This is a genomic window from Plectonema radiosum NIES-515 (assembly GCF_025753815.1).
Taxonomy (GTDB): domain Bacteria; phylum Cyanobacteriota; class Cyanobacteriia; order Cyanobacteriales; family Nostocaceae; genus Hassallia; species Hassallia radiosum_A.
The window spans coordinates 13,572-37,858 of sequence record NZ_JAOWRF010000192.1 but is presented as its reverse complement, the minus strand read 5'-3'; the positions used below and the strand labels follow the sequence as shown (position 1 = coordinate 37,858).

18 protein-coding genes and 2 CRISPR repeat arrays are annotated in these 24,287 nt (G+C 42.9%); of the genes, 13 read left to right on the top strand and 5 right to left on the bottom strand.

Translation table 11 applies throughout. The features are described 5' to 3' along the window. Window positions 1-480 precede the first annotated feature (480 nt). Window positions 481-2,544: a CRISPR direct-repeat array (repeat unit 37 nt; unit sequence CTTGAAACGTAGCGAATCCTGGAAACGGGACTGAAAC). Window positions 2,545-3,532: 988 nt separating this feature from the next. Continuing rightward, window positions 3,533-3,857: direct repeats of the CRISPR family, unit length 37 nt; unit sequence CTTGAAACGTAGCGAATCCTGGAAACGGGACTGAAAC. Window positions 3,858-4,438: 581 nt separating this feature from the next. The 10 genes from OGM63_RS30055 to cas2 all read left to right on the top strand — a co-directional run bounded on the left by OGM63_RS30055 (window position 4,439) and on the right by cas2 (window position 13,212). Next, window positions 4,439-4,690, top strand: a complete 252-nt coding sequence (locus tag OGM63_RS30055; protein WP_445974557.1) for a hypothetical protein — start codon at window positions 4,439-4,441, stop codon at window positions 4,688-4,690. A 450-nt stretch (window positions 4,691-5,140) separates the two neighbouring features. Next, the gene (locus OGM63_RS30050; RefSeq protein WP_445974556.1) at window positions 5,141-5,452 is read left to right on the top strand and encodes a hypothetical protein; all 312 of its coding nucleotides are present in this window, start codon (window positions 5,141-5,143) and stop codon (window positions 5,450-5,452) included. A gap of 65 nt (window positions 5,453-5,517) precedes the next feature. Beyond that, the gene (locus tag OGM63_RS30045) at window positions 5,518-5,739 is read left to right on the top strand and encodes a hypothetical protein (RefSeq protein ID WP_445974555.1); all 222 of its coding nucleotides are present in this window, start codon (window positions 5,518-5,520) and stop codon (window positions 5,737-5,739) included. A 583-nt stretch (window positions 5,740-6,322) separates the two neighbouring features. Further along, entirely contained in the window at window positions 6,323-8,149 is a 1,827-nt protein-coding gene (locus tag OGM63_RS12880; RefSeq protein WP_263745971.1) for a hypothetical protein, read from the top strand. Between the two features lie 85 nt (window positions 8,150-8,234). Beyond that, entirely contained in the window at window positions 8,235-9,260 is a 1,026-nt protein-coding gene (locus tag OGM63_RS12875) for a DevR family CRISPR-associated autoregulator (protein WP_263745970.1), read from the top strand. Then, a complete protein-coding gene (locus tag OGM63_RS12870; RefSeq protein WP_263745969.1) occupies window positions 9,241-9,996 on the top strand; it encodes a hypothetical protein in 756 nt (251 codons plus the stop codon). The genes OGM63_RS12875 and OGM63_RS12870 overlap by 20 nt, the downstream gene beginning before the upstream one ends. Further along, window positions 9,974-11,032, top strand: coding sequence for a CRISPR system precrRNA processing endoribonuclease RAMP protein Cas6 (gene cas6, locus OGM63_RS12865; protein ID WP_263745968.1), 1,059 nt, complete (start codon window positions 9,974-9,976; stop codon window positions 11,030-11,032). Before OGM63_RS12870 ends, cas6 begins: the two co-directional genes overlap by 23 nt. A gap of 81 nt (window positions 11,033-11,113) precedes the next feature. After that, the gene (cas4, locus tag OGM63_RS12860; protein ID WP_263745967.1) at window positions 11,114-11,698 is read left to right on the top strand and encodes a CRISPR-associated protein Cas4; all 585 of its coding nucleotides are present in this window, start codon (window positions 11,114-11,116) and stop codon (window positions 11,696-11,698) included. Between the two features lie 55 nt (window positions 11,699-11,753). Continuing rightward, entirely contained in the window at window positions 11,754-12,812 is a 1,059-nt protein-coding gene (gene cas1d, locus OGM63_RS12855) for a type I-D CRISPR-associated endonuclease Cas1d (RefSeq protein WP_263745966.1), read from the top strand. A 106-nt stretch (window positions 12,813-12,918) separates the two neighbouring features. Continuing rightward, entirely contained in the window at window positions 12,919-13,212 is a 294-nt protein-coding gene (gene cas2, locus OGM63_RS12850; protein ID WP_263745965.1) for a CRISPR-associated endonuclease Cas2, read from the top strand. A gap of 2,251 nt (window positions 13,213-15,463) precedes the next feature. Here cas2 and OGM63_RS30040 read toward each other — a convergent pair. Then, window positions 15,464-15,601, bottom strand: a complete 138-nt coding sequence (locus tag OGM63_RS30040; protein WP_445974554.1) for a hypothetical protein — start codon at window positions 15,599-15,601, stop codon at window positions 15,464-15,466. Between the two features lie 2,664 nt (window positions 15,602-18,265). Then, window positions 18,266-18,403 (bottom strand): hypothetical protein, encoded by a 138-nt coding sequence (locus OGM63_RS30035; RefSeq protein ID WP_445974553.1) that lies wholly within the window; start codon window positions 18,401-18,403, stop codon window positions 18,266-18,268. A 583-nt stretch (window positions 18,404-18,986) separates the two neighbouring features. Between OGM63_RS30035 and OGM63_RS12845 the strand changes: the two genes are divergently transcribed. Further along, window positions 18,987-19,187, top strand: coding sequence for a helix-turn-helix domain-containing protein (locus OGM63_RS12845; protein WP_263745964.1), 201 nt, complete (start codon window positions 18,987-18,989; stop codon window positions 19,185-19,187). A gap of 87 nt (window positions 19,188-19,274) precedes the next feature. Here OGM63_RS12845 and OGM63_RS12840 read toward each other — a convergent pair whose 3' ends face one another. After that, window positions 19,275-19,451 carry a hypothetical protein gene (locus OGM63_RS12840; RefSeq protein ID WP_263745963.1) on the bottom strand — a complete coding sequence of 59 codons (177 nt, stop codon included), beginning with the start codon at window positions 19,449-19,451 and terminating at the stop codon, window positions 19,275-19,277. A gap of 277 nt (window positions 19,452-19,728) precedes the next feature. Between OGM63_RS12840 and OGM63_RS12835 the strand changes: the two genes are divergently transcribed. Next, the gene (locus OGM63_RS12835; RefSeq protein ID WP_263745962.1) at window positions 19,729-20,826 is read left to right on the top strand and encodes a tetratricopeptide repeat protein; all 1,098 of its coding nucleotides are present in this window, start codon (window positions 19,729-19,731) and stop codon (window positions 20,824-20,826) included. A 78-nt stretch (window positions 20,827-20,904) separates the two neighbouring features. On the opposite strand, the gene OGM63_RS12830 is transcribed toward OGM63_RS12835, so the two are convergent. Both OGM63_RS12830 and OGM63_RS12825 read right to left on the bottom strand, forming a co-directional pair. Then, window positions 20,905-21,693: an SDR family oxidoreductase gene (locus OGM63_RS12830; protein WP_263745961.1), complete on the bottom strand. Its 789-nt coding sequence runs from the start codon at window positions 21,691-21,693 to the stop codon at window positions 20,905-20,907. A gap of 103 nt (window positions 21,694-21,796) precedes the next feature. Continuing rightward, the gene (locus OGM63_RS12825) at window positions 21,797-22,606 is read right to left on the bottom strand and encodes a DUF8623 domain-containing protein (RefSeq protein WP_263745960.1); all 810 of its coding nucleotides are present in this window, start codon (window positions 22,604-22,606) and stop codon (window positions 21,797-21,799) included. Window positions 22,607-22,691: 85 nt separating this feature from the next. Between OGM63_RS12825 and murG the strand changes: the two genes are divergently transcribed. Further along, on the top strand, window positions 22,692-23,759 hold the full coding sequence (murG, locus tag OGM63_RS12820; RefSeq protein ID WP_263745959.1) for an undecaprenyldiphospho-muramoylpentapeptide beta-N-acetylglucosaminyltransferase: 1,068 nt from the start codon (window positions 22,692-22,694) through the stop codon (window positions 23,757-23,759). The last annotated feature ends 528 nt before the right edge of the window (window positions 23,760-24,287 follow it).

Here is a 24,287-nt window from a genome sequence, read left to right as displayed (position 1 = left end):
TTACCCTTGTCGGAGGCAAATTTGAGTCGTCATGTTTACAAGCTTCAAAAGTTGGATTTAAATAAGTTTACTGCCGATGAAGTTGAGTTTTTACAGCTTTATTCGTTGGTGGTTCGGGCTTTGCGGTTGTGCGACCAAAGGTCTGTACAATTAACATAGGTGCGCGATGCGCGATCGCATATCGCTGACTTACTGTTCTTACTCTGTCCTCACATATTTTCTACGAAAGTCTGGACATTGTTCGATAATCCTCGTATTATGATGCTATTAGATTGACGTTTGGCAAACTGAAGCGGGGGCTAAAACCTGGGGGGTTCTGCCAAAATCGCCAGAACCTAGACAAATGAATAGTTACAGCGTTTGGATAGTTGAAATAACTAGGAATTTATCTCAATAAATGAGGCTGAAATGAGGTCATTTTTGAGGTCTGCCAAAACTGCTTGTAGAATCCTTGCTCTGTAAGGGTTTCAGCTGGCAGCACTTGAAACGTAGCGAATCCTGGAAACGGGACTGAAACACTGCTTTAACAATTCTTCTACTACCACACCTCTAACTTGAAACGTAGCGAATCCTGGAAACGGGACTGAAACTTAGATCCCAAGTCAAACCACTACATGATTCATGGTCCTTGAAACGTAGCGAATCCTGGAAACGGGACTGAAACAAACATTTGGACATCTAGATATATCGAAGCGTTACTTGAAACGTAGCGAATCCTGGAAACGGGACTGAAACTGAAGTTAGCAAACAAGATACTAATAAAGAGATACTTGAAACGTAGCGAATCCTGGAAACGGGACTGAAACTCGCATCGTTGCAAACATTAAACAAGAGATTCGCCCTTGAAACGTAGCGAATCCTGGAAACGGGACTGAAACAAAATTATCCGGTAAGTCTGCCATTAGTCCTCCCCTTGAAACGTAGCGAATCCTGGAAACGGGACTGAAACAGCAAGTAGCACCAGATACCTTGAAAGTTGCTCACCCTTGAAACGTAGCGAATCCTGGAAACGGGACTGAAACCTTTTATCCCTGCACTATTGGCGCTAAACAACTTAACTTGAAACGTAGCGAATCCTGGAAACGGGACTGAAACTCTTGACGACAATAATCCCAGGAGACATACTATGAACTTGAAACGTAGCGAATCCTGGAAACGGGACTGAAACTTGACTGCTTATTATGCTTAGACTTGAAATTTGGACTTGAAACGTAGCGAATCCTGGAAACGGGACTGAAACAAATCAGCATGGTGTCCACACGCCCTTTCATGATGCTTGAAACGTAGCGAATCCTGGAAACGGGACTGAAACAATCAGATATCTAGAGGTGCATTCCAAACTTTAATTCTTGAAACGTAGCGAATCCTGGAAACGGGACTGAAACCAGTCAAAATTCCCTTGTGGGTCGAGAAAGAACCAGCTTGAAACGTAGCGAATCCTGGAAACGGGACTGAAACTAATAAAGATTTATGAAAAGCTGAGTAGCTGTAGCTTGAAACGTAGCGAATCCTGGAAACGGGACTGAAACTTTGATAAAGTTATTTGGGTCAAAATTGCCAACTTTGACTTGAAACGTAGCGAATCCTGGAAACGGGACTGAAACTGGTGAATATGCGATCGCGCTGCTTACTAAGGGAACTTGAAACGTAGCGAATCCTGGAAACGGGACTGAAACGAAGTCTATTCATTACGGCAATCAAACACCTAATGAGCTTGAAACGTAGCGAATCCTGGAAACGGGACTGAAACATAATTTAATTTCTACGTCATCTTCATTATCTTCCTTGAAACGTAGCGAATCCTGGAAACGGGACTGAAACAAGAATTTACAGTAGATGCAGAATTAGGATTAAGTGCTTGAAACGTAGCGAATCCTGGAAACGGGACTGAAACATATCTTGACCACTTTTGTTAATAGCTTCACCCTTCTTGAAACGTAGCGAATCCTGGAAACGGGACTGAAACTCTGAATCAGCATAACTAGAAAAACTATTATGTGTTCTTGAAACGTAGCGAATCCTGGAAACGGGACTGAAACATTCGGGAGGATTCCTTAGTTGTTGCAGTTGTTACCTTGAAACGTAGCGAATCCTGGAAACGGGACTGAAACATAACAAACTCCCTCATATTGACCATCGTTACTAAACTTGAAACGTAGCGAATCCTGGAAACGGGACTGAAACTGGTGAGCGTAAAAGTAATAAATATGATGCTTTACTTGAAACGTAGCGAATCCTGGAAACGGGACTGAAACCCTGGTAGCAGTGGCTGTGTGGTGCTGAGAACTAACTTGAAACGTAGCGAATCCTGGAAACGGGACTGAAACACAGATCTTCTCGCTAATCCACCTGTAGCACCAGCTTGAAACGTAGCGAATCCTGGAAACGGGACTGAAACACATAGAAACATCCCGATTCTTAACAGCCATCCGGCACTTGAAACGTAGCGAATCCTGGAAACGGGACTGAAACATTGATAAAAAACTAGAAGCCCATCTGTCCCCCTCCTTGAAACGTAGCGAATCCTGGAAACGGGACTGAAACAACATTTGGAGGCGCTTCTGGCGGGGCTTCTGGCTTGAAACGTAGCGAAAGAAAGGAAACGGGACTGAAACCAAACAGAGCATAAAGAGGTAACAATTTATCTACCTTGAAACGTAGCGAATCCTGGAAACGGGACTGAAACTTCATATTAAAGGAGAAGCTTTTATGCGAAAATCTCGCTTGAAACGTAGCGAATCCTGGAAACGGGACTGAAACACTTACCTAATGGACCGGGTGAAGATGGTAATGGTGAGCTTGAAACGTAGCGAATCCTGGAAACGGGACTGAAACAAGACCCCGGGGTCTTAACATTTCGCAATATATGGAACTTGAAACGTAGCGAATCCTGGAAACGGGACTGAAACTTAAATGCCATTAATCAGGTCGTTGCACCAATACAACTTGAAACGTAGCGAAAGAAAGGAAACGGGACTGAAACGTTATTCCCCAAGGACAAGAAATTGCCATAATTCCCCTTGAAACGTAGCGAATCCTGGAAACGGGACTGAAACTTGACTTGTGAAACATTCAAACAGCGGTCGCAACCTTGAAACGTAGCGAAAGAAAGGAAACGGGACTGAAACTATTTGGTTGAAATCCTACTATAGATATTTTGGCAACCTTGAAACGTAGCGAATCCTGGAAACGGGACTGAAACTACTTATGCTAGCCAAACGATTAAGATTTATGGTTACTTGAAACGTAGCGAATCCTGGAAACGGGACTGAAACATTATTTGCCCTGTCTTAATTTCATCCCCGACTTTTACCTTGAAACGTAGCGAATCCTGGAAACGGGACTGAAACTCTTCTTCTACGGGAATTCGGGCAAACAAAGTTCTCCTCCTTGAAACGTAGCGAATCCTGGAAACGGGACTGAAACAGAAATACCGTTATCCGACTGTTTGGCAATATCCCCCTTGAAACGTAGCGAAAGAAAGGAAACGGGACTGAAACCACAATCGTTAGAGCAATCGATACCCACGCTTACTTGAAACGTAGCGAATCCTGGAAACGGGACTGAAACATCATAATCATTATATTCAGTATGTTATATTATTTTCTTGAAACGTAGCGAATCCTGGAAACGGGACTGAAACTCATTAAGTTGCGATCGCACTTCGGAAACAGCAAAACTTGAAACGTAGCGAATCCTGGAAACGGGACTGAAACCAAAGTCCAACCAGAAGCTAAAGCTAAATCTTGCTTGAAACGTAGCGAATCCTGGAAACGGGACTGAAACATAATTGGAATTCCAATTACCCCTACAATCAAGGCTTGAAACGTAGCGAATCCTGGAAACGGGACTGAAACGAGCATGTTAATTCACCGGGGTAGGCGGTGAATATCTTGAAACGTAGCGAAAGAAAGGAAACGGGACTGAAACCTGGTTTACTTCTTGAGCAAACGTTTGCCTATTCTTGAAACGTAGCGAAAGAAAGGAAACGGGACTGAAACGTTTTCTTTGTGCGTCCAGCGCTATTATATTCGCTTGAAACGTAGCGAATCCTGGAAACGGGACTGAAACGAGAAGTCAAGGGATTTGACAATAGTTTTCGCTTTGCTTGAAACGTAGCGAATCCTGGAAACGGGACTGAAACCTTTTTGTAATATTAAAAGCGTTACAGCTTTTACTTGAAACGTAGCGAAAGAAAGGAAACGGGACTGAAACATCCTACTTATGTCCGTTCTCTTGAGACCGCGCTTGCCTTGAAACGTAGCGAAAGAAAGGAAACGGGACTGAAACTAATTGAAGACCCCCGCTTCTCTCCCGCGATAATCACCTTGAAACGTAGCGAATCCTGGAAACGGGACTGAAACGATATTTTATTGACGCCTATAGTACAAATACTTAGCTTGAAACGTAGCGAATCCTGGAAACGGGACTGAAACCAATGGTACAACGTTGTTATACCTTGTGTCAACACTTGAAACGTAGCGAAAGAAAGGAAACGGGACTGAAACATGAATGGGCGATCGCAGTCCGTCGAAAGAAGTACTTGAAACGTAGCGAAAGAAAGGAAACGGGACTGAAACTCTGCAATATTCTTGAAGCCAAAAACGAGCGATCGTACTTGAAACGTAGCGAAAGAAAGGAAACGGGACTGAAACTGTATAAAAAAGATAGCGCTGAGGTGAAATCATGAGCCTTGAAACGTAGCGAAAGAAAGGAAACGGGACTGAAACTGCCAGAGGGAATTTTTCCCACACCTCCAATAACAACTTGAAACGTAGCGAAAGAAAGGAAACGGGACTGAAACTTTTCGTTGTAACTCAGGGCGATACTAGTTCCGAGTGCTTGAAACGTAGCGAAAGAAAGGAAACGGGACTGAAACTCGAATTAGTTACACTTTTAGTTACACCGTTACTTACCTTGAAACGTAGCGAAAGAAAGGAAACGGGACTGAAACTTTATATCTGGAAAGCTTACGTTTAATGGTTGCGACCTTGAAACGTAGCGAAAGAAAGGAAACGGGACTGAAACATTTACGCTGCTTAGATAGGCGATTGCGCTCTAAAGCTTGAAACGTAGCGAAAGAAAGGAAACGGGACTGAAACCTGAGAGTAATTGGTGAGTTTTCATCACTAAATAAACCTTGAAACGTAGCGAAAGAAAGGAAACGGGACTGAAACCTGCTAGGACGCTCACAGAAGCGCTGACAGGAGCTAGCTTGAAACGTAGCGAAAGAAAGGAAACGGGACTGAAACTCGGCTGTTGCTTTCCCAGCAATTCACGGACCGGCTTGAAACGTAGCGAAAGAAAGGAAACGGGACTGAAACGTCGCAAGCAAGATTTTCTAAATAATCATCCGCAGGAATCTTCCTTGAAACGTAGCGAAAGAAAGGAAACGGGACTGAAACTTGAAATGGCAAGTAGCCCAGAAGGGCAACCGCAACTTGAAACGTAGCGAAAGAAAGGAAACGGGACTGAAACGTCTTTTTTCCACTGCAACGAAAGCTGTCTCGCTGTGGCTTGAAACGTAGCGAAAGAAAGGAAACGGGACTGAAACCGGAAGAAGCCAACTTTGTTGATGAATATCGCAGCTTGAAACGTAGCGAAAGAAAGGAAACGGGACTGAAACATCGCATCTTCATCAAAGTAAGATGCGATCGCGTCTTGAAACGTAGCGAAAGAAAGGAAACGGGACTGAAACGATTAATTCGGGTTTGTACTTCTAATGATATACGCTCTTGAAACGTAGCGAAAGAAAGGAAACGGGACTGAAACTTATTCCAAATAGTTACATGGAGTGGGAACAAATCCTTGAAACGTAGCGAAAGAAAGGAAACGGGACTGAAACATAAATACAATTCAATTGAGCAAGGCTGGTCACTGACTTGAAACGTAGCGAAAGAAAGGAAACGGGACTGAAACATTAGCGATTTTTTTGCACTTTGCCACAAACTTCAACTTGAAACGTAGCGAAAGAAAGGAAACGGGACTGAAACTACCAGTCCCTGTCAAAGTTGTCAAGTTTGCTCTACTTGAAACGTAGCGAAAGAAAGGAAACGGGACTGAAACAAAAAATCGCTAATTATCACAGGGTCAAGTCATCGGCTTGAAACGTAGCGAAAGAAAGGAAACGGGACTGAAACCAATAAATACGCTTCTGGCAACGCAAATTACTCTAACCTTGAAACGTAGCGAAAGAAAGGAAACGGGACTGAAACAATATAACTTCCTCATTGAGATGTGTCAGATAATCTAACGTCGGAATACCCCTTTTCCAAGCCCATGCTATAACTAATTCAGCAAACAACGCATGGCTTAACGCCACATGATAGAACGACTATTCATTACTAAAAACTACAGTAATTATGCTGACACATTTTTTATGTTGGGTTTAGCGCATCTTGCCGAATATGCTCTCAAAATAACCAAGCAAAAAAGCGCAATTCAACTGATTGACAAGGGTACAGCTTACATAATCCAATTCAAAAAGCCAATCAACCTAGAAGCAATCATCAAACTTGTTGCTTACTCAGACCCTTTCCCTCCCGTCAAAGGACAAAAAACCGATACCAGTAAAATTCCCGCAGAAATTACACCCTTCGACACAGTTGAGCAAACCCAGACTCGCAAAGTTTACCGAGATTTCCTGTTTCAACATCGAGGAAAAATAGAAAATGCAGAGGAAACACCCAAACCACCCGACTCCAGAACCCAAAATGGTGTATTTCTCACCCAGATGAGGTGCGATCGCAATCATAATGACCTCTGGTTGGGTAGTTGGGAACTGCGGGATAATTATGGTGCTTTACTTGCTGCACTATTTCAAGGTTTTAGCCAAGAAAATGCCGGAGTCAAACAAGTTGCTGACTTATTTCATAAAGCAACGGGTTGCAAATTACCAAGTATGGGGAGTGCTGTAAAAGTTTATTTACCCACCTCCGTCCAAGGAGTCAACCGAGTCAAAGCAGACCACAACAAAGAAGACTCACAAAAAGCAGATTGGTTGAATTTGTGGTTAATTGCGACAGGGTTATTTCATTTTGCGATCGCTGAACGGGTGAAAATTTCCGATAGAGTCTTTGATTGGAGAGTTTTTGCTTTACAGCCTCAAGATATATCATTAAGTAAATATAGGGATATACTCAAGAAGCTATTAGTACATAATCCCCCGGTCGGAGGTCATGGAACTGCCCGATTTGATGCAGAATTGATATTACGATTTTGTCAAGAATTGCTCAATCATCATCAAGCTTTAGAAAATAGGGAAACTGAAGAACAAGAAGATGATTTTGATATCTGGGACAAACCTGTAAACTACTTTGTCAGCAACTTTGCGGGGACTAATTTCGGTTCCAAAGGACAAGTTTATGGAGTCAAAGAACTCTTCAGCTTAGGATTACCAGCTTGGATACATCCACATCACAGCAATGAATTGCACGACTACCAGAATATTTTAGAAGAACATCTCAAAGTAGTGCGATCGCTTTCCATCGATGAGGGAAACAGTGAACTACTCGCAGCTTATCGAGATTTTATTACTGGTAATGACTTATACCAATTTTTCCGCTTCCAAGTCACCTATGCGGATTATGTGACAAAAAAGCTCGCAGATGTTAATTCTAGAATTGTATTATTTTCAAAACAGGGAATCGATTTAATGGTCAGAAACTTGAATACAAAACTGCGTCAAAATGACCAGGATTGGAAATTAACAGAAATCACTGAAGACCCAGGATTTTTAAATCTTGCTAAAGCCATCAATAGCGCTACCGTTTACGCTGGAACTATCCGCGATAAAGACGGAAAAAGCAAAGAAACTGGCTGGGAAAGAATCTATGGTTTAGCACAGCGTTTAACTGCTCAATCGGGTTCAAAAAAAGATTTTATAATTGAAATTAGCTCATTTTTAGCAACTTATGAAAACGAAAATCTACGTATTGACGACGAATTAAGAAAACAAAATAAACCTCGCCGCATTTGGACAACAAAAGACGACTTAGATAGATTAATTAACTTAATTGATAAATACGGTTCTAGCTTAATTGCAAACCTCTTAATTGCCTACGGATATGCCAAAGGTTGGGGCAAAGGAAAAAACACAGATACCACAGATAAAGAACCCGATGAAACCGACGAAACAGAAGCCGCATAATCCTCTGGTTTCCTCTTACCTCTGCGAAACTCCGCGCGTACTTTGCGTAACTCTGCGTTAAAAAAATAACTAGTAATACCACAAAATGTCCAACAACAAATTATCCATTTATTCCCTTTCCATTAGCGGTTTACTTTCCTGGCAAATTCATGCATTAAACAACGAAGGAAACGAAGGAAATCAATCATTAACCCGTCGATTTTACATCATTCAAAAAGGAATGAACGAACCTGAATATGTAAATGGCATTTCGGGTGATATGCTCAAACATATTCAAGCCGAACATTTACACCGCATTGCACTGGAATCAAACTTGAGTTTATCCGCAGGTGGAAAACAATTTAACCCCGATAGAATTAAATTTGATGTAGACACAAAAATTCTGGAAATAGTAAGAATAAAAAATAAAAATCAAGATAAAGATGAAGAGAAAAAAGGGAAAAAAAATGAAGAGAAAAAAGACGAAATAGATTTAGTTTCCAATATCGATAATTTTCTCAAAATCTGTACCATCAGCGATTTAGAAGGATTCATGCTTGTTGATAAGGGGGGAAAAACCCTCAAACGCGAGTCTGTAATTGAATTTGGTGCAGTGGTTGGTTTGCCCACATTTGTCAAAACCCAAAGCTATTTTCACGCTAAATATGGTGTCGAAAATCCCACACCCTACAACGTGCAAGTAAGTTCTGGTTTATACGCAACCGTCCTGAATATTGAAGCCTTCCGCATTGGTTACAACCCCCATAACTTCAGTTACAGCATTGATATTACCGAACGCAAACAACGCTTAGACGCATTACTCAAAAGCGTACTCTACACCTACATGCAACCCAACGGAGCCAAGCGTAATACCCATTTACCCCACCCAGACCATTTTGAAGGAGTGATTACCGTCAGCACCCGTCGCTGTCCCGCACCGATGTTGAGTCCATTAGAAGAAAGCTATAACCGTCAAATCAATAGTTTGGCTAACACCTTAAACAACCTCAACGGGGAAGGGACAATTCACTGCTTTGAATTTGATTCAATGGCAGAATTTGCCGAACAAATCGAAGCAATTATTATACAAGGGCAACCCTGGGAGAGCGATAATGCCTTATCTGTTGAATAATTCTCAAAATTCCAATCCCCCTGGGTCTCCAAGGTCAAAATGGCTTACCGTTAGCTACCAACCTGTGAGTTTGTTCACCCTCAAACGCTCTGACGCAACCAGCAAAGCTGCACGTTCCAATTTGGTACCGACACCCTATGCTATCAAAATGGCGTTACTTAAAGCATTACTGGAAAGCCAGGGAAAACACCATCAAAACGACTTTGAGATTTGGATAAAAAGCGAATTTACCTGGATTCGGGATTTGCAGATATACCTTCTCCCACCAGAACAATTGGTAGTCAATCGCAACGGTTACAAACTACGATATTACGACCAAACCACAGATAAAGCCGACAAAAATCGCTCCACAGTTCCCATGCTAGAAGGGTTTGTATTTCGGGAATGGATACATTTACAAGGAGAATTAAAAATTTGTGCGGGAGAATGCGACAAATTAACACAATTAACCCAACTGTTCGCCCAAATCAATTATTTTGGTAAAAAAGGTTGCTTTTTCCAATTTCTTCCAGACGCAACCCAACAAACCGACACACCCACCTTTACACCCAACCCCAGCAATAGTTTTACCGTGCAACCAATGGATGATTTGGGTAAAAAAACCACCTTTAACCGCATCAATCCATTTTCCAACGAGAAAGCCCAAATTGACAAAGACCGGATAATAGAACCAGGATTTTTACCATTACAACTCCGTTCTACTAGTGCCCGTTATGACTTTTACCAAAGATACTGATAGCAACAATACCGCAAAAGCCTTACAAAATAAGACAAAAATAGAACCAACTTTCGCCGGATTAAGTGTAATTTTACGCCAAATGGAAACATCATCTACACCAATTTCCCTAAGCGAATGGCTAACAGAAGTTGACACTGCACCCATCTGGATACCCCTAGGTAAAACCGATGGTGTGACAAAAATCATGCCCGTACTGCCGGAAGCAAATTTATACGAAAATTTAATGCGATCGCTCTGTTTGCAAATCGCACAAAATACCTTGGTAAAATGGCGAGAAAAACCCTACCAAATCGGTGGTGTAGAGGTAGATACCGACTCCCTACACAGAATTCAAATAGCCATTTCCTCAGTTCAACCGCTTCCCCCAACCATCGGACGTGCTATCCATGCATTGTGTTTTCGCTGGTTTGCCAATACTAATCCAGAATTAGCCGAAACCCTACATCAACAAGAAACCCTACCCATAACAATGGGATGGGAATACTGTTCTTTTAAGAAAAACCTACTCAAAATCAGCTTATTACAAAAAGAATTACTTGCACCTCTGTTGTGGGGAATGAACGCAGACTTGGGTGCAGAAATTACTTTAGCGGGAATACCCTGTCGTTTAGATGGTTGGATCGACATTACCCAAGCAACCAGCTTCGAGAAACTTGCCCAATTACCAACCCAAAATGCAATCGACTTGAAGTTTCTCACCCCCACCAGCTTCAAACAAGGTAAAAACGTCCAACTTTTTCCTCTACCCGAATTGGTTTTTAATGGACTATTGCGACGTTGGAATATATTGGCACCAGAAGCCTTAAAATTCCCCAAAATCGAATGGAATGGGATAGTTTCAGCCTACGAACTCAAAACCTACGCGATGAAAATGGAAGGTGGAGCAGAAATAGGTGCAGAGGGATTAGTTAAATATAAATTTGCAGACAGCGAACAAGCCAGAATCGCCACTATCTTAGCCCACTTCGCCACCTATGCGGGAATTGGCAGGAAAACTGCGATGGGTATGGGACAGGTTGGGATTCCAAATTAATCCAAAATCCCAAATCTCACGATCCAACATGATGAGACTTCGGACGATCGCGTCTCTACACACAACCGAATCTAAAATCTAATGATCGAAAATTACTTACCCCTTGCCTACCTGAACGCTTGGGAATATTGCCCACGCAGATTTTACCTGGAATATGTGCAGGGGGAAATGGAAGACAACGAACATATTATTTTAGGTCGCCATTTACACCGCAACATTAACGAAGAATTAGTAATAACCGAAGGTGACACCATAATTCGTCAACAACAATGGGTATGGAGCGATCGCCTAAAAATTGCCGGAATTATCGATGCGGTAGAAGAGTGCAACAGTCAACTTATCCCGGTGGAATACAAAAAAGGGAAAATGGCACAACATCTCAACGACCATTTTCAACTTTGCGGTGCAGCTTTATGTTTAGAAGAACGCACCGGAGGCAATATTGCCTATGGTGAGATTTTTTACCACGCAAACCGCAGACGGCAAACCGTAGCATTTACCCCAGAACTACGAAAAGCTACAGAGAACGCGATCGCACTAGCTCAAGTTGCTGCTAATCAACAAATTCCAGCCCCCATTAACAATAGCAAAAAATGTCAATCATGCAGCTTGCAAAGAATTTGCTTACCTTTTGAAGTCAAAGCACTGCGAACAATTTCCCAATAACAGATTTATGTAGTGGGAGCATCTTGCTCCCTTCGTGTCAACAAACGCGGGCAAGATGGTTTTTTATGTAAACCAACGCAGGGAAGATGCCCGCACTACCAAATCTCAAATCCAAAATCTCAAATCTCAAATTAATATGTCCGTTCTCTACGTTACTCAAGCCGAAGCCGTTTTAAGTAAAGTTTATGAAGCTTTCACTGTTTCCTTAAAGCAGGAAGATGGTACATGGAAGAAAAAAAGTATACCCGCACAAACTGTAGAACAAGTAGTTCTCATGGGCAATCCTCAAGTAACTGGAGACGCTCTAGTCTATGCTTTAGAATTGGGAATGCCCATACATTATCTTTCATTTTTCGGAAAATACTTAGGTTCTGCGCTCCCAGGATACTCTCGCAACGGTCAACTCAGGTTAGCTCAATATGCCGTTTACAACGATACTGGACGACGTTTAGAATTAGTCAAAGCAATAGTGACTACCAAGATTCACAATCAGTACAACGTACTTTATCGCCATAATGAACGGGATAATCCGCTCAAACAACGCAAAAGCATGGTTAAAACCCAAAAAACCATAGACCAAGTACGAGGAATTGAAGGATTAGCAGCACGGGAGTATTTTGCTTGCTGGCAAAGAATGGTAGGTAAACAATGGACATTCAACGGTCGTAATCGCAATCCACCCACCGACCCAGTGAACGCATTATTGAGTTTTTCCTATGCTTTGTTAAAAACCCAAGTTACAGCTGCGGTTCACCTTGCAGGACTTGACCCCTATATTGGCTATTTACACGAAGTCCATCACGGGCAACCTTCAATGGTGTTGGATTTGATGGAAGAGTTTCGAGCTTTAGTTGCTGACAACGTAGTTTTGGGAGTGTTGAGTAAACGAGAAATTCAACCCCAAGATTTTAATGAAAGTTTGGGTGCATACCGACTTTCCGATGCTGGAAGAAAGGCTTTTTTAACAGCATTTGAGCGGAAAATGAACGATGAATTTACCCACCCAGTTTTTAATTATCGTTGCACCTATCGAAGAGCGATCGAATTGCAAGCACGATTACTGAGTCGGCATTTGCAAGAAGGGATTCCCTACAAACCTTTAGCTTTACGGTGATGAATGGTAGTGCGATCGCCTAGCGTGTCAGCAGCACAATCGTCTCGCTCTTGGCAAGATGCCCGCACTACTATTCAAAATCTAAACTCTCAAATCTCAAATCTTAATGACAACACTATTTTATTTGATTATTTACGATTTACCCGATAACAAAGCGGCAAATAAGCGCCGAAATCGCTTACACAAAATGCTGACTGGTTATGGAAATTGGACGCAATATAGCGTGTTTGAATGTTTTCTCAGTGCGGTAAAATTTACTGAGATGCAAATTAAAATTGAAAAGTTGATTAAACCAGAGGAAGATTCGGTACGGGTTTACGTGCTGGATGCTGGTTCTGTGAAACGAACTATTACCTATGGTTCGGAAAAACCTCGACAAGAACAAGTTATTATTCTATAGTTATGTTATCAGCTTGATTTTTGGCAAACCGAAGCGGGGGTTAAAACCTGGGGGGTTCTGCCAAAATCGCCAGAACCTACAGAAATAAATAGTTACAGCGTTTGAGTAGTTGGAATAAATAGGAACTCATTTCAATAAGGGTGGCTGAAATGATCTCATTTTTGAGGTCTGCCAAAATTGCTTGTATGATCCTTGCTATGTAAGGGTTTCAGGCGACAGGGTTGAAACTTAGCGATTCCCGTTCGCGGGATTGAAACATAGCAGGCTTAACACCGCCGCCTAAACACGAAAAAGTTGAAACTTAGCGATTCCCGTTCGCGGGATTGAAACTAAAAACCGTCTTCAGCATTAACTAAAGACGGCAACGTTGAAACTTAGCGATTCCCGTTCGCGGGATTGAAACTAAAAACCGTCTTCAGCATTAACTAAAGACGGCGTTGAAACTTAGCGATTCCCGTTCGCGGGATTGAAACTTATATTGGTAGCATCACAAGCAATAAAGCTAAGGGTTGAAACTTAGCGATTCCCGTTCGCGGGATTGAAACGATCCACATCCCAAATGCCAACAGGCTTGCTGTTACGTTGAAACTTAGCGATTCCCGTTCGCGGGATTGAAACCCAATTATCCACTTCCTGACCCTAGTTGGGATTATGCCGAGTTGAAACTTAGCGATTCCCGTTCGCGGGATTGAAACTCAAAGCTGGAGCGAGATACCCCAGGAAGCCTCACGTTGAAACTTAGCGATTCCCGTTCGCGGGATTGAAACTTGGAGTGCGATCGCTTCTCTGATTTCTCCCAAAGAGTTGAAACGAGCGCGATTCCCGTTCGCGGGATTGAAACATTCATTGTGAATATTAACACACTTATATTTCGATAGTTGAAACTTAGCGATTCCCGTTCGCGGGATTGAAACCTCAAAAGAATTGCTTTATATCTGAGTACATGTATAAGTTGAAACTTAGCGATTCCCGTTCGCGGGATTGAAACGCTTAGAGAGAGACAGAACAAAATTAGCAGACGTAAGTTGAAACTTAGCGATTCCCGTTCGCGGGATTGAAACCTTGAATGTTCGATTTGTCTGATGATTTCGACGCAAGGTTGAAACTTAGCGATTCCCGTTCGCGGGATTGAAACGAGATAATATCTATTGAATGCGAAATAATACCACTGTTGAAACTTAGCGATTCCCGTTCGCGGGATTGAAACTGATAGTTAAATCTTTAGGGTCTTTTCGTAGGTGGGTTGAAACGAGCGCGATTCCCGTTCGCGGGATTGAAACTAAATATCCTGACTTGTTAACCAGAAAGAAGCAACGTTGAAACTTAGCGATTCCCGTTCGCGGGATTGAAACCGAATATTGGTTTTAGTCCCTACTGCTTACGCCACGCTTACGTTGAAACGAGCGCGATTCCCGTTCGCGGGATTGAAACTTATATCGTCTTTAATATCAAGAGCTTCTGCACCAGGTTGAAACGAGCGCGATTCCCGTTCGCGGGATTGAAACACAAGCAAGCGCTAGAGCATCGGCATCATCATCTTGTTGAAACGAGCGCGATTCCCGTTCGCGGGATTGAAACGCTTGGCACCATTCATTGAAACTAAAAAATTAAAAGTTGAAACTTAGCGATTCCCGTTCGCGGGATTGAAACACGATTTGTACGCCAGGAGCGTCTGTCCCGTGCAAAGGTTGAAACGAGCGCGATTCCCGTTCGCGGGATTGAAACAAATCTTTCCATATTAAACCTAAGAAAGACTCGTCGTTGAAACTTAGCGATTCCCGTTCGCGGGATTGAAACTGCTACTCCAACTACCTCTCATGTTTCCAGTATTAGTTGAAACTTAGCGATTCCCGTTCGCGGGATTGAAACTCAACTACAGATATAGTTGTACTACGATTTATGTACGTTGAAACTTAGCGATTCCCGTTCGCGGGATTGAAACTTAGAAGTATTTGCTACTACTGCTTGACCGTATCTCGTGTTGAAACGAGCGCGATTCCCGTTCGCGGGATTGAAACTTCAATCTGCTCGTTAGCCAGTTTGTTATTGGTTGAAACGAGCGCGATTCCCGTTCGCGGGATTGAAACTAAATTTACCGTTTTTATATAAAGATTCTATAGGTTGTTGAAACGAGCGCGATTCCCGTTCGCGGGATTGAAACTCAAGTTTGAGAAAGAAGAGCGCCAAGCCTATCTAGAGTTGAAACGAGCGCGATTCCCGTTCGCGGGATTGAAACAAAACAGTTATAGAGCTAAATACTTTCCCAATAATGTTGAAACGAGCGCGATTCCCGTTCGCGGGATTGAAACATTCTATTGAGCCAAATCTTGCGTCGCTGCACCGCATCGGCGTTGAAACTTAGCGATTCCCGTTCGCGGGATTGAAACATTGTTGCTTGTCTAACTTCGGCTTGAGTAACCGTTGTTGAAACGAGCGCGATTCCCGTTCGCGGGATTGAAACGAGAAGCTACTCGACAAATTAAGCTGACAACACAAAGTTGAAACTTAGCGATTCCCGTTCGCGGGATTGAAACGATGAGGTAGAATGCGAGTCGGAAACAAGCGAAAGTTGAAACTTAGCGATTCCCGTTCGCGGGATTGAAACATGAAAACCCTTTCATTTTAGAGCTAACGCTTGGTTGAAACTTAGCGATTCCCGTTCGCGGGATTGAAACTTTAGGTTTACTGGCGATGGAGGTTGCACCCTCGCGGTTGAAACTTAGCGATTCCCGTTCGCGGGATTGAAACGTTCTAATTGCCATTTTTGACCAACCATCACGGGAGTTGAAACGAGCGCGATTCCCGTTCGCGGGATTGAAACTTTTAATCATGCCTTGCAGCCGCTGCTTGTTGAATTGTTGAAACTTAGCGATTCCCGTTCGCGGGATTGAAACCAATATTAAATTGCGTTTTATCAAAGGATTTTAAGTTGAAACTTAGCGATTCCCGTTCGCGGGATTGAAACATTAATTGTTTGCGTTTTGCTAACAATAAGCCATCAAGTTGAAACGAGCGCGATTCCCGTTCGCGGGATTGAAACTTCAGGCAAACAATGTGATAGCCAGCTTCTTTTAGGGTTGAAACTTAGCGATTCCCGTTCGCGGGATTGAAACTTTGCTTCCATAAAAAAGATAGCGACTCTGCCATTCCGTTGAAACGAGCGCGATTCCCGTTCGCGGGATTGAAACGTTTATTTCTGACAAGTTCGGCGCTGCCGCCTACAATCGTTGAAACGAGCGCGATTCCCGTTCGCGGGATTGAAACTCGGTAGCTTCGTTATGCGACAATTTATCAAACATGTTGAAACGAGCGCGATTCCCGTTCGCGGGATTGAAACTTCTATTAGCGGTAATAGTTACGAGTCTCTTCGTCGGTTGAAACTTAGCGATTCCCGTTCGCGGGATTGAAACAGATGTATTTTTATAGGTTAGGCGAATGGCAAAGGTTGAAACTTAGCGATTCCCGTTCGCGGGATTGAAACTTCAATATCTTGTCGCGATAGTGTAAACGCTTGCGGGTTGAAACTTAGCGATTCCCGTTCGCGGGATTGAAACAGACAAGTGATGACCCGGCAACTGGAAACAAGCAAGTTGAAACGAGCGCGATTCCCGTTCGCGGGATTGAAACCAACCATTACACAAGAGTTTGGCAACAAAAAGGCGGTGTTGAAACGAGCGCGATTCCCGTTCGCGGGATTGAAACCGACCGAAAATGTTGGAACCGGAGATTTTAGTTCAAGGTTGAAACGAGCGCGATTCCCGTTCGCGGGATTGAAACTCAACATCTTCACTATCAGCCGCACCATCTTCCTCCAGTTGAAACGAGCGCGATTCCCGTTCGCGGGATTGAAACTGGAAAGTCGGGATTCATGGCAATTCAGAACCACATGTTGAAACGAGCGCGATTCCCGTTCGCGGGATTGAAACGTTACCTGTGAGGGTATTTGAAAATATCGGGACTATGTTGAAACGAGCGCGATTCCCGTTCGCGGGATTGAAACTAGTACTGCGAACCGCTGTCGGCTGGCAAGCTTTTGGTTGAAACGAGCGCGATTCCCGTTCGCGGGATTGAAACGATTGAATTTGATATGTTAAGCCCTAACTCTTTGCGGTTGAAACGAGCGCGATTCCCGTTCGCGGGATTGAAACCATTCTCGCTCGTGCCTTGGGAACGGTAGCCGACAGTTGAAACGAGCGCGATTCCCGTTCGCGGGATTGAAACTTATCTATTTTGACTTTTGCTGCAACAGTCCAAAATCGTTGAAACGAGCGCGATTCCCGTTCGCGGGATTGAAACAATTCAGTTATATAGCAGTTTTAGCGTGGTTTATTTTGTTGAAACTTAGCGATTCCCGTTCGCGGGATTGAAACGTACTCATAGCGTTGCTAATAGCAGTCGCATTGGTTGTTGAAACGAGCGCGATTCCCGTTCGCGGGATTGAAACTTTTGGATTACGATAAAATTTATCACGCGATCGCAGTTGAAACGAGCGCGATTCCCGTTCGCGGGATTGAAACTCGGAGGTGCGATCGCAACTCAATGAAAACGGTTACGTTGAAACGAGCGCGATTCCCGTTCGCGGGATTGAAACCAACAAGCAGGCGATCGCCCGCGCCACCAAGCTACGTTGAAACGAGCGCGATTCCCGTTCGCGGGATTGAAACTGCCAAAGAATCCGTCTGGCGCTATTGCAGGATACTGAGGTTGAAACGAGCGCGATTCCCGTTCGCGGGATTGAAACAACAAATCAATTCGACCTACTGGGGTACAAGCTTCTGTGTTGAAACGAGCGCGATTCCCGTTCGCGGGATTGAAACAAAGTCCACTGCCAGAAAGCTATGCGGCATAAATCGGGTTGAAACGAGCGCGATTCCCGTTCGCGGGATTGAAACTTGATTCGGGTGCCGGCAATCGCGTCTCCACTCGAGTTGAAACGAGCGCGATTCCCGTTCGCGGGATTGAAACACGATTGCTGGGTGATTAGCGATCGCACTCAGGCGACAGTTGAAACGAGCGCGATTCCCGTTCGCGGGATTGAAACATAAAGCCGTAATCAGCCACAAGCAACAACATCGAAGTTGAAACGAGCGCGATTCCCGTTCGCGGGATTGAAACCTTTTACCAATCGACCCTTATCTCGCAACCACTGAAGTTGAAACGAGCGCGATTCCCGTTCGCGGGATTGAAACATGCTAGACATCCTACTAAAATTGCACCACTAAGTTGAAACGAGCGCGATTCCCGTTCGCGGGATTGAAACTTTTTGAAGATTTGATATTGAACAATATCATTAAGTTGAAACGAGCGCGATTCCCGTTCGCGGGATTGAAACAGTATTGTTATCTAGCATTGGTCTGATGCCTGAACGTTGAAACGAGCGCGATTCCCGTTCGCGGGATTGAAACTTGAAAAGGTTCGGACTCACCTTTTCCAGCGCGATCGCTTGAAACGAGCGCGATTCCCGTTCACGGGATTGAAGCTTTAAAGTTCTGGTGTCCATTTTGCGATCGCACTCCTGAAACTATATTTAAAGGAGCGATCGCTTCCATTACCACAATACTTAAATGCAGAATGCAAGTAGTTGTGTAAAAAAATTTATACTGACAATTAAATTTGGTTTAGTCAGTGTGTCTGAGTTTAAGAATTATTAACAAAGGGTTTCACATCCTTAGGTTTTACTAGTACTGCGGGCGCGTAAATAAACCAACTATTTTTGTGGGAAAATAATTAATTAGATTAAAACTACTTTTTGTTAATAAGCAAGGAGTCAGAGTGTGGCACGATTAGCTCTAAAAAAATTAAGTCTAAGCGATTGCGATCGCTTAGAACTGCAACAACTGGTAAACCGACACAATACAGCGCAACAAATAGTACTGCGTGCAAAAATCATTCTCTTAGCGTCAGAGGGGAAAAACCATCGCGAAATTGCTCGAACATTAGATATAAGTCTTGATCTGGCTCTTTTCAGTAAATAGTATTTGTACCTGTTGTGCGGCAACTTCGAGGATACTTTTCGCGGCATCAATCGCGATAATTTGCCATTTTGGGTGCATTTGAGAGATTCAAACGGCAATGCGACCAGTACCTGTGCCAGTATCCACAATTATACCTTGTGGAGGTCCAAGAGCGATCGCCATCAAGGCAAAAGCCGTATTTACCTCAGTGAAATCTATTGCATCATATTCAATCGCTTCAGTGAGACTATCCATCACCTCAGATTCCAAAACTCTTTCCATCATCAAACATACACCTGATTTTTGGGAACACTAAACATAAAGAATAATTCAAGAGTTAGAAGTCAGAAGAAAGGTATCAATGGTCATAATTGCTGGAGCTATAAAGGTTTAAAATAATAGTTTATACTAATATTTTATTCTCAACTAACCAAATCTTTGATTTAGTATTATTATGCAAAAACACCCTTTATTCATTCGTGGCTTTGCACTAAATTCTCTCTCTTTACTCCTGACTCCTCAATTCTATCTTGGTAACATTAGAAATATAAGTGATTGGTAGATGTGGAAAGGCGAATGGAATCCTAACTCAAAAAACACAGTTACCTTGCCAGTAACTACAATACATACGAATGCAAGGAAATGCGGCACAATTAGCCATGACTTTGATAAAAATTTACAAGGTGAAATGCTACTTCCACAAAATAGTGACGACCACTCATCCGAAGCTTCTAGGCTACTGCAACAAGGAGTTCAACAACAACAAGCAGGAGATTTAACTTCTGCGATGAAGTCCTTACAAGAATCCTTGGCACTCTCTCAAGCTTTTGGGGACTTAGAAAAACAGGCGCAGACGCTTTCTTCTTTAGCGCTAGTGGCTTATACTTCAAGAGATTACAAAAGCGCAATTTCTTACTCTGGGCAGTGTCTATCTTTAACTAAAGATTCTTCTGATTTGCTGCGGGTGAGAGTGCAAGCGTTTTCTCATTTAGGTAATTCTTATCGTCACCTAAACGAGTATGAAAAGGCTATTGAGTTTTTGCAATCTGGCTTGAAAATAGCGCAGCAATTGCAAGATAAGCGAACTCAAGTGGCGGCACTGAATAACCTAGGATTAGTCTATAAAGCTTTGGGTGAAATAGCAAAGGCGATTGAGTATCAGCAGCAAAGCTTGGAATTTGTCCGGGAACTTCAAGATCGCTGGGGTGAGGAACAGGTGCTAAAAAATATCGGCAATGCCTGGTATGGTTTGAGCGATTATCCCAAAGCGATCGCCTACTATCAACAGTGTGTCACAATATCGCGCTCTCTCAACAACCACCACAATACGTCTCAAGTGCTGAAAAACCTCGGTAATGCTTGTTATGCCATCGGCGATCATGCGTCATCTATTAAATATTATGAAGAACGCTTGCATATAGCCAGAAAACTTAATGATAAACGTAGCGAAGAACAGTCTCTCGGCAGTTTAGGAGTTGCTTGTGAAGCTTTAGGCGATTATACCAAAGCGATTACATATTACGAAGAACGTTTAAACTTAGCTAGGTTACTTAAAGACCGTCGCAGCGAACAACTAGCTCTTACCAGTTTAAGAGTAGCTTGCTATGCTTTAGGCGATTATGCCAAAGCGCTGGAATATCACCAGTCATCTAAAGAATAGGCAATGGGGAGAGTTCTTGAGAGGGGGGAAAGAAAAATTATTCTTTTTGTCCTCCTTGTCTCCCTCATCTCCCCTGACTTAATTTGATGTTCGCCTATACACTATAGTGGCGCTGGCTTGGTCAACTGGCATTAATATAACTTCATTAATATTTACATGAGTTGGTCGGGTGACGCAGAAAAATATCACGTCAGCGACATCCTCTGGTGTCAGGGGAGTTACTCCCTGGTAAACAAGTTTAGCGCGATCGCCATCCCCATGAAATCGTACTTGACTAAATTCTGTTTCTACCATCCCCGGATCGACAGAAGTTACACGTATAGGAGTTCCTAAAAGGTCTTGTTTCAAGCCTTCAGAAATTGCTTTGACTGCGGCTTTAGTGCCACAATATACATTACCCTTAGGATAAGTTTGATGTCCGGCAATGGAACCAATATTTACCACATGACCGCGATCGCGTTTCACCATTCCTGGGACAACATAGCGGGTGAGGTAAAGTAAACCTTTGATGTTGGTATCAATCATTTCTTCCCAGTCTTGAGTGTCACCTTCGTGGAGTTTGTCTAAACCGCGACTTAAACCGGCATTATTAATTAAAATGTCTATGTCTGACCACTCTGGGGGTAAGTTAGAGATAGCCGATTCTACAGCAGAGCGATCGCGCACATCTAACTCTAATAAATGAATTTGTAGAGACTTTTCATCAAAGGTTTCTACAAGTTCCGCAGCTAGTTGCTGTAAACGTTCTTGGCGACGCGCTGCTAAAATCAATTTTGCACCCGTTAGCGCCAAAATTTTCGCACAAGCTGCACCAATACCACTACTTGCACCTGTAATTAAAACAATTTGATTTTGAATTGAAATCATGGTCAAGATTTAATGGTCAATGGTCAAGAGTCAATGGTCAAGAGTCAACTAAGTTTCAACTGTTGACTACGGACTATGGACTCTTAACTCTTGAGTTAGTTACTTATTTCACAACTTGCAAACGTTGAGTTACCATTGTTACACCTTCTCCTCGGAAAATTACGGCAGAAAGCCATTGACTACCAGGAGTAGCTGGTGCTCGTCCAACTTTAAAAAGTCCACCTGTTGTCAGCAATTCTAAATCTACCGATGTGGGGGAGAGATATTTTTCTGGTTTAATCGGTTCTTCTAAAGCGGTGCCTAAAAGAAAATCATCACCAAGGGGTTCAGTAACGATCGCATCAAAATTATATTGCTGTCCGACTCGCACTTGCTGTGGTAAATTAATCTTAATTTGTGGTGGTTTAGCACCAGAGCTAAGTTGAGTGCGTTCGGTCAAAATGTCTTGACGGACAATTTGTGTACCGGAAATACGTTGACGAGATGTAATCGTCGCATTCAAAGCCATATTATTGCTCTTAGGAGAGGGTGAACTGGTTATATTAGTCACTGTTTCGGCGATAATGGCATTACCTTCTGATTTCCAAGATTTGAGTTGCGTAGTGTATTTTAGTTGTGGATACCTCTGCCACAGCCCAACCAAGGCTTTTTCCAAATTGGCGTGAGTTAAACCATCCCCAGTAGTAAAATTGGGGCTGTAAAACTGCATTACTTTTGTCACATTGCCAAGACTAGCTGCTGTATCAATTTGCGTCAATAAATTTTTCAGTTCGGTCGGTGCAGTATCTGGTGTACTCGCTTGAGCGCATTTCCAACCGGATAATAAACCAAGTGACAGTATAAATAAAATTAGCCAGTTTGAGGCTGGAAATTTTCTGATGTTTCTAACTAGTAAGACAATTAGGTTAGGCATTGTTGATAGGTTCAGGATTTAGCTACAGAAGGCTCGTAAATTGTTTTATCTTAGTTAAGCTTCTCTTCAGAACGGTAAAGGGTTGATGGCAAACGCACCGATACGATTATTAATAGCCGCTAGTGGCACTGGTGGACACTTATTTCCGGCGATCGCACTGGCTGAACAATTGCCAGATTATCAAATTGAGTGGCTTGGTGTCCCAAATCGGCTAGAACGCTCGCTTGTTCCCAAGCAGTACCCATTGAATACTATTGCAGTTGAGGGGTTTCAGCAAGGGTTGGGATTTTCATCTTTAGGGATTTTGGGTAAACTCGTCGGTTCGATTCTCCAAGTGAGAAAACTTCTGAAAAAAGGTAATTTTCAAGGTGTCTTTACTACGGGTGGTTATATCGCAGGACCTGCCGTAATTGCCGCACGATCGCTTGGTTTACCTGTGATTCTCCATGAATCAAACGCCTTACCTGGTAAGGTAACACGCTTTTTTGGTCCCTGGTGTGATGCTGTGGCAGTGGGGTTTGAAGTTGCGGCTAAGTACTTGCCTCGTGCCAAAACTATTTATACTAATACTCCAGTGCGATCGCCATTTTTAGATTCTCAAATTGTCCCATTAGATTTACCCATTCCGGAGAATGTTCCTTTAATTGTCGTCTTTGGTGGTAGCCAAGGTGCAGTCGCTATCAATAAGTTGGTGCGCTCCTGCGCTACAGCTTGGTTTGATGCTGGTGCTTGGGTTGTCCATTTGACGGGAGATAACGATCCCGAAGTCGAAAATTTACAGCATCCGCAATATATTGTGTTACCGTTTTCTGACAATATGGCGGGATTGTTAAAACGCGCTGATTTAGCAATTAGTCGTTCTGGTGCGGGAAGCTTGACAGAAATGGCAGTATGTGGTGTGCCTTCGATTTTGATTCCTTATCCATTTGCGGCAGAAGATCATCAAACTTACAATGCGGAAGTATTTACCTCAGTCGGTGCAGCGATCGCTTTTAAGCAATCAGAGTTAAGCGCTGAGGTATTGCAAAGTAAAGTTTTGTATTTGTTGCAGTCACCGCAATTGGCTGATATGGCAGAAAAAAGCAAAGCGATCGCAGTTCCCGACAGCGCGGCAAAATTGGCACAGTTGGTGCGCGATCTTGTGGAGATGTAAAAAACCGTTCGTAGTCAGCGCTCTTTGCACTTGGCGATCGCACTCTTCGTGCTGACTACGTATAGGAAAAAATCAAGTTTATATTAGTTAATTGTATATTTTCATACTAATTCATCTAAAATTTTTATAAAGTCAGGAAATATTTTTAGTACTGTCACCACAAGTGGTTATACTGATTATTGTCTGAAATCGTTTCCCATAAAAAGCTGATATCTTCATCTACCTTAGAGTTGATTTTAGTAATTTATGTCACTAAATCAAATCAATAGTTCTACCATTTCTGTATGAAGATGCGCCTAAGAGTGCCTACGCAGGTAAGCTCTGTTTTTGGAGCCAGCGGCTTATAGCCTGAGGGCGAATAAAGCGCAACCTCACTCACATAGAATTGGTATTACTTGATAGAGACATAGTTGTCTTGTTTATCTGTTGCGGCTTGCAGCGGGTAAATTTGGCGTGTAAAAATTTCGCGGGACAATTTTCAGTATCTCAATCAGGAAGCAGCCAATCTAATAGACAAGCCAAATGAAT

Excerpts from the sequence above, each read along its gene's own strand:
- OGM63_RS12880 (WP_263745971.1), top strand. The coding sequence starts at position 6,323 with ATGATAGAACGACTATTCATTACTAAAAACTACAGTAATTATGCTGAC.
- cas1d (WP_263745966.1), top strand. The coding sequence starts at position 11,754 with ATGGTTTTTTATGTAAACCAACGCAGGGAAGATGCCCGCACTACCAAA.
- OGM63_RS30055 (WP_445974557.1), top strand. The coding sequence starts at position 4,439 with ATGGTACAACGTTGTTATACCTTGTGTCAACACTTGAAACGTAGCGAA.
- murG (WP_263745959.1), top strand. The coding sequence starts at position 22,692 with ATGGCAAACGCACCGATACGATTATTAATAGCCGCTAGTGGCACTGGT.
- OGM63_RS12835 (WP_263745962.1), top strand. The coding sequence starts at position 19,729 with ATGTGGAAAGGCGAATGGAATCCTAACTCAAAAAACACAGTTACCTTG.
- cas4 (WP_263745967.1), top strand. The coding sequence starts at position 11,114 with ATGATCGAAAATTACTTACCCCTTGCCTACCTGAACGCTTGGGAATAT.
- OGM63_RS12875 (WP_263745970.1), top strand. The coding sequence starts at position 8,235 with ATGTCCAACAACAAATTATCCATTTATTCCCTTTCCATTAGCGGTTTA.
- OGM63_RS12840 (WP_263745963.1), bottom strand. The coding sequence starts at position 19,451 with ATGATGGAAAGAGTTTTGGAATCTGAGGTGATGGATAGTCTCACTGAA.
- OGM63_RS12830 (WP_263745961.1), bottom strand. The coding sequence starts at position 21,693 with ATGATTTCAATTCAAAATCAAATTGTTTTAATTACAGGTGCAAGTAGT.
- cas2 (WP_263745965.1), top strand. The coding sequence starts at position 12,919 with ATGACAACACTATTTTATTTGATTATTTACGATTTACCCGATAACAAA.
- OGM63_RS30035 (WP_445974553.1), bottom strand. The coding sequence starts at position 18,403 with ATGTTTCAATCCCGCGAACGGGAATCGCGCTCGTTTCAACTTCAGTGG.
- OGM63_RS12870 (WP_263745969.1), top strand. The coding sequence starts at position 9,241 with ATGCCTTATCTGTTGAATAATTCTCAAAATTCCAATCCCCCTGGGTCT.
- OGM63_RS12825 (WP_263745960.1), bottom strand. The coding sequence starts at position 22,606 with ATGCCTAACCTAATTGTCTTACTAGTTAGAAACATCAGAAAATTTCCA.
- OGM63_RS30040 (WP_445974554.1), bottom strand. The coding sequence starts at position 15,601 with ATGTTTCAATCCCGCGAACGGGAATCGCTAAGTTTCAACGCCGATGCG.
- cas6 (WP_263745968.1), top strand. The coding sequence starts at position 9,974 with ATGACTTTTACCAAAGATACTGATAGCAACAATACCGCAAAAGCCTTA.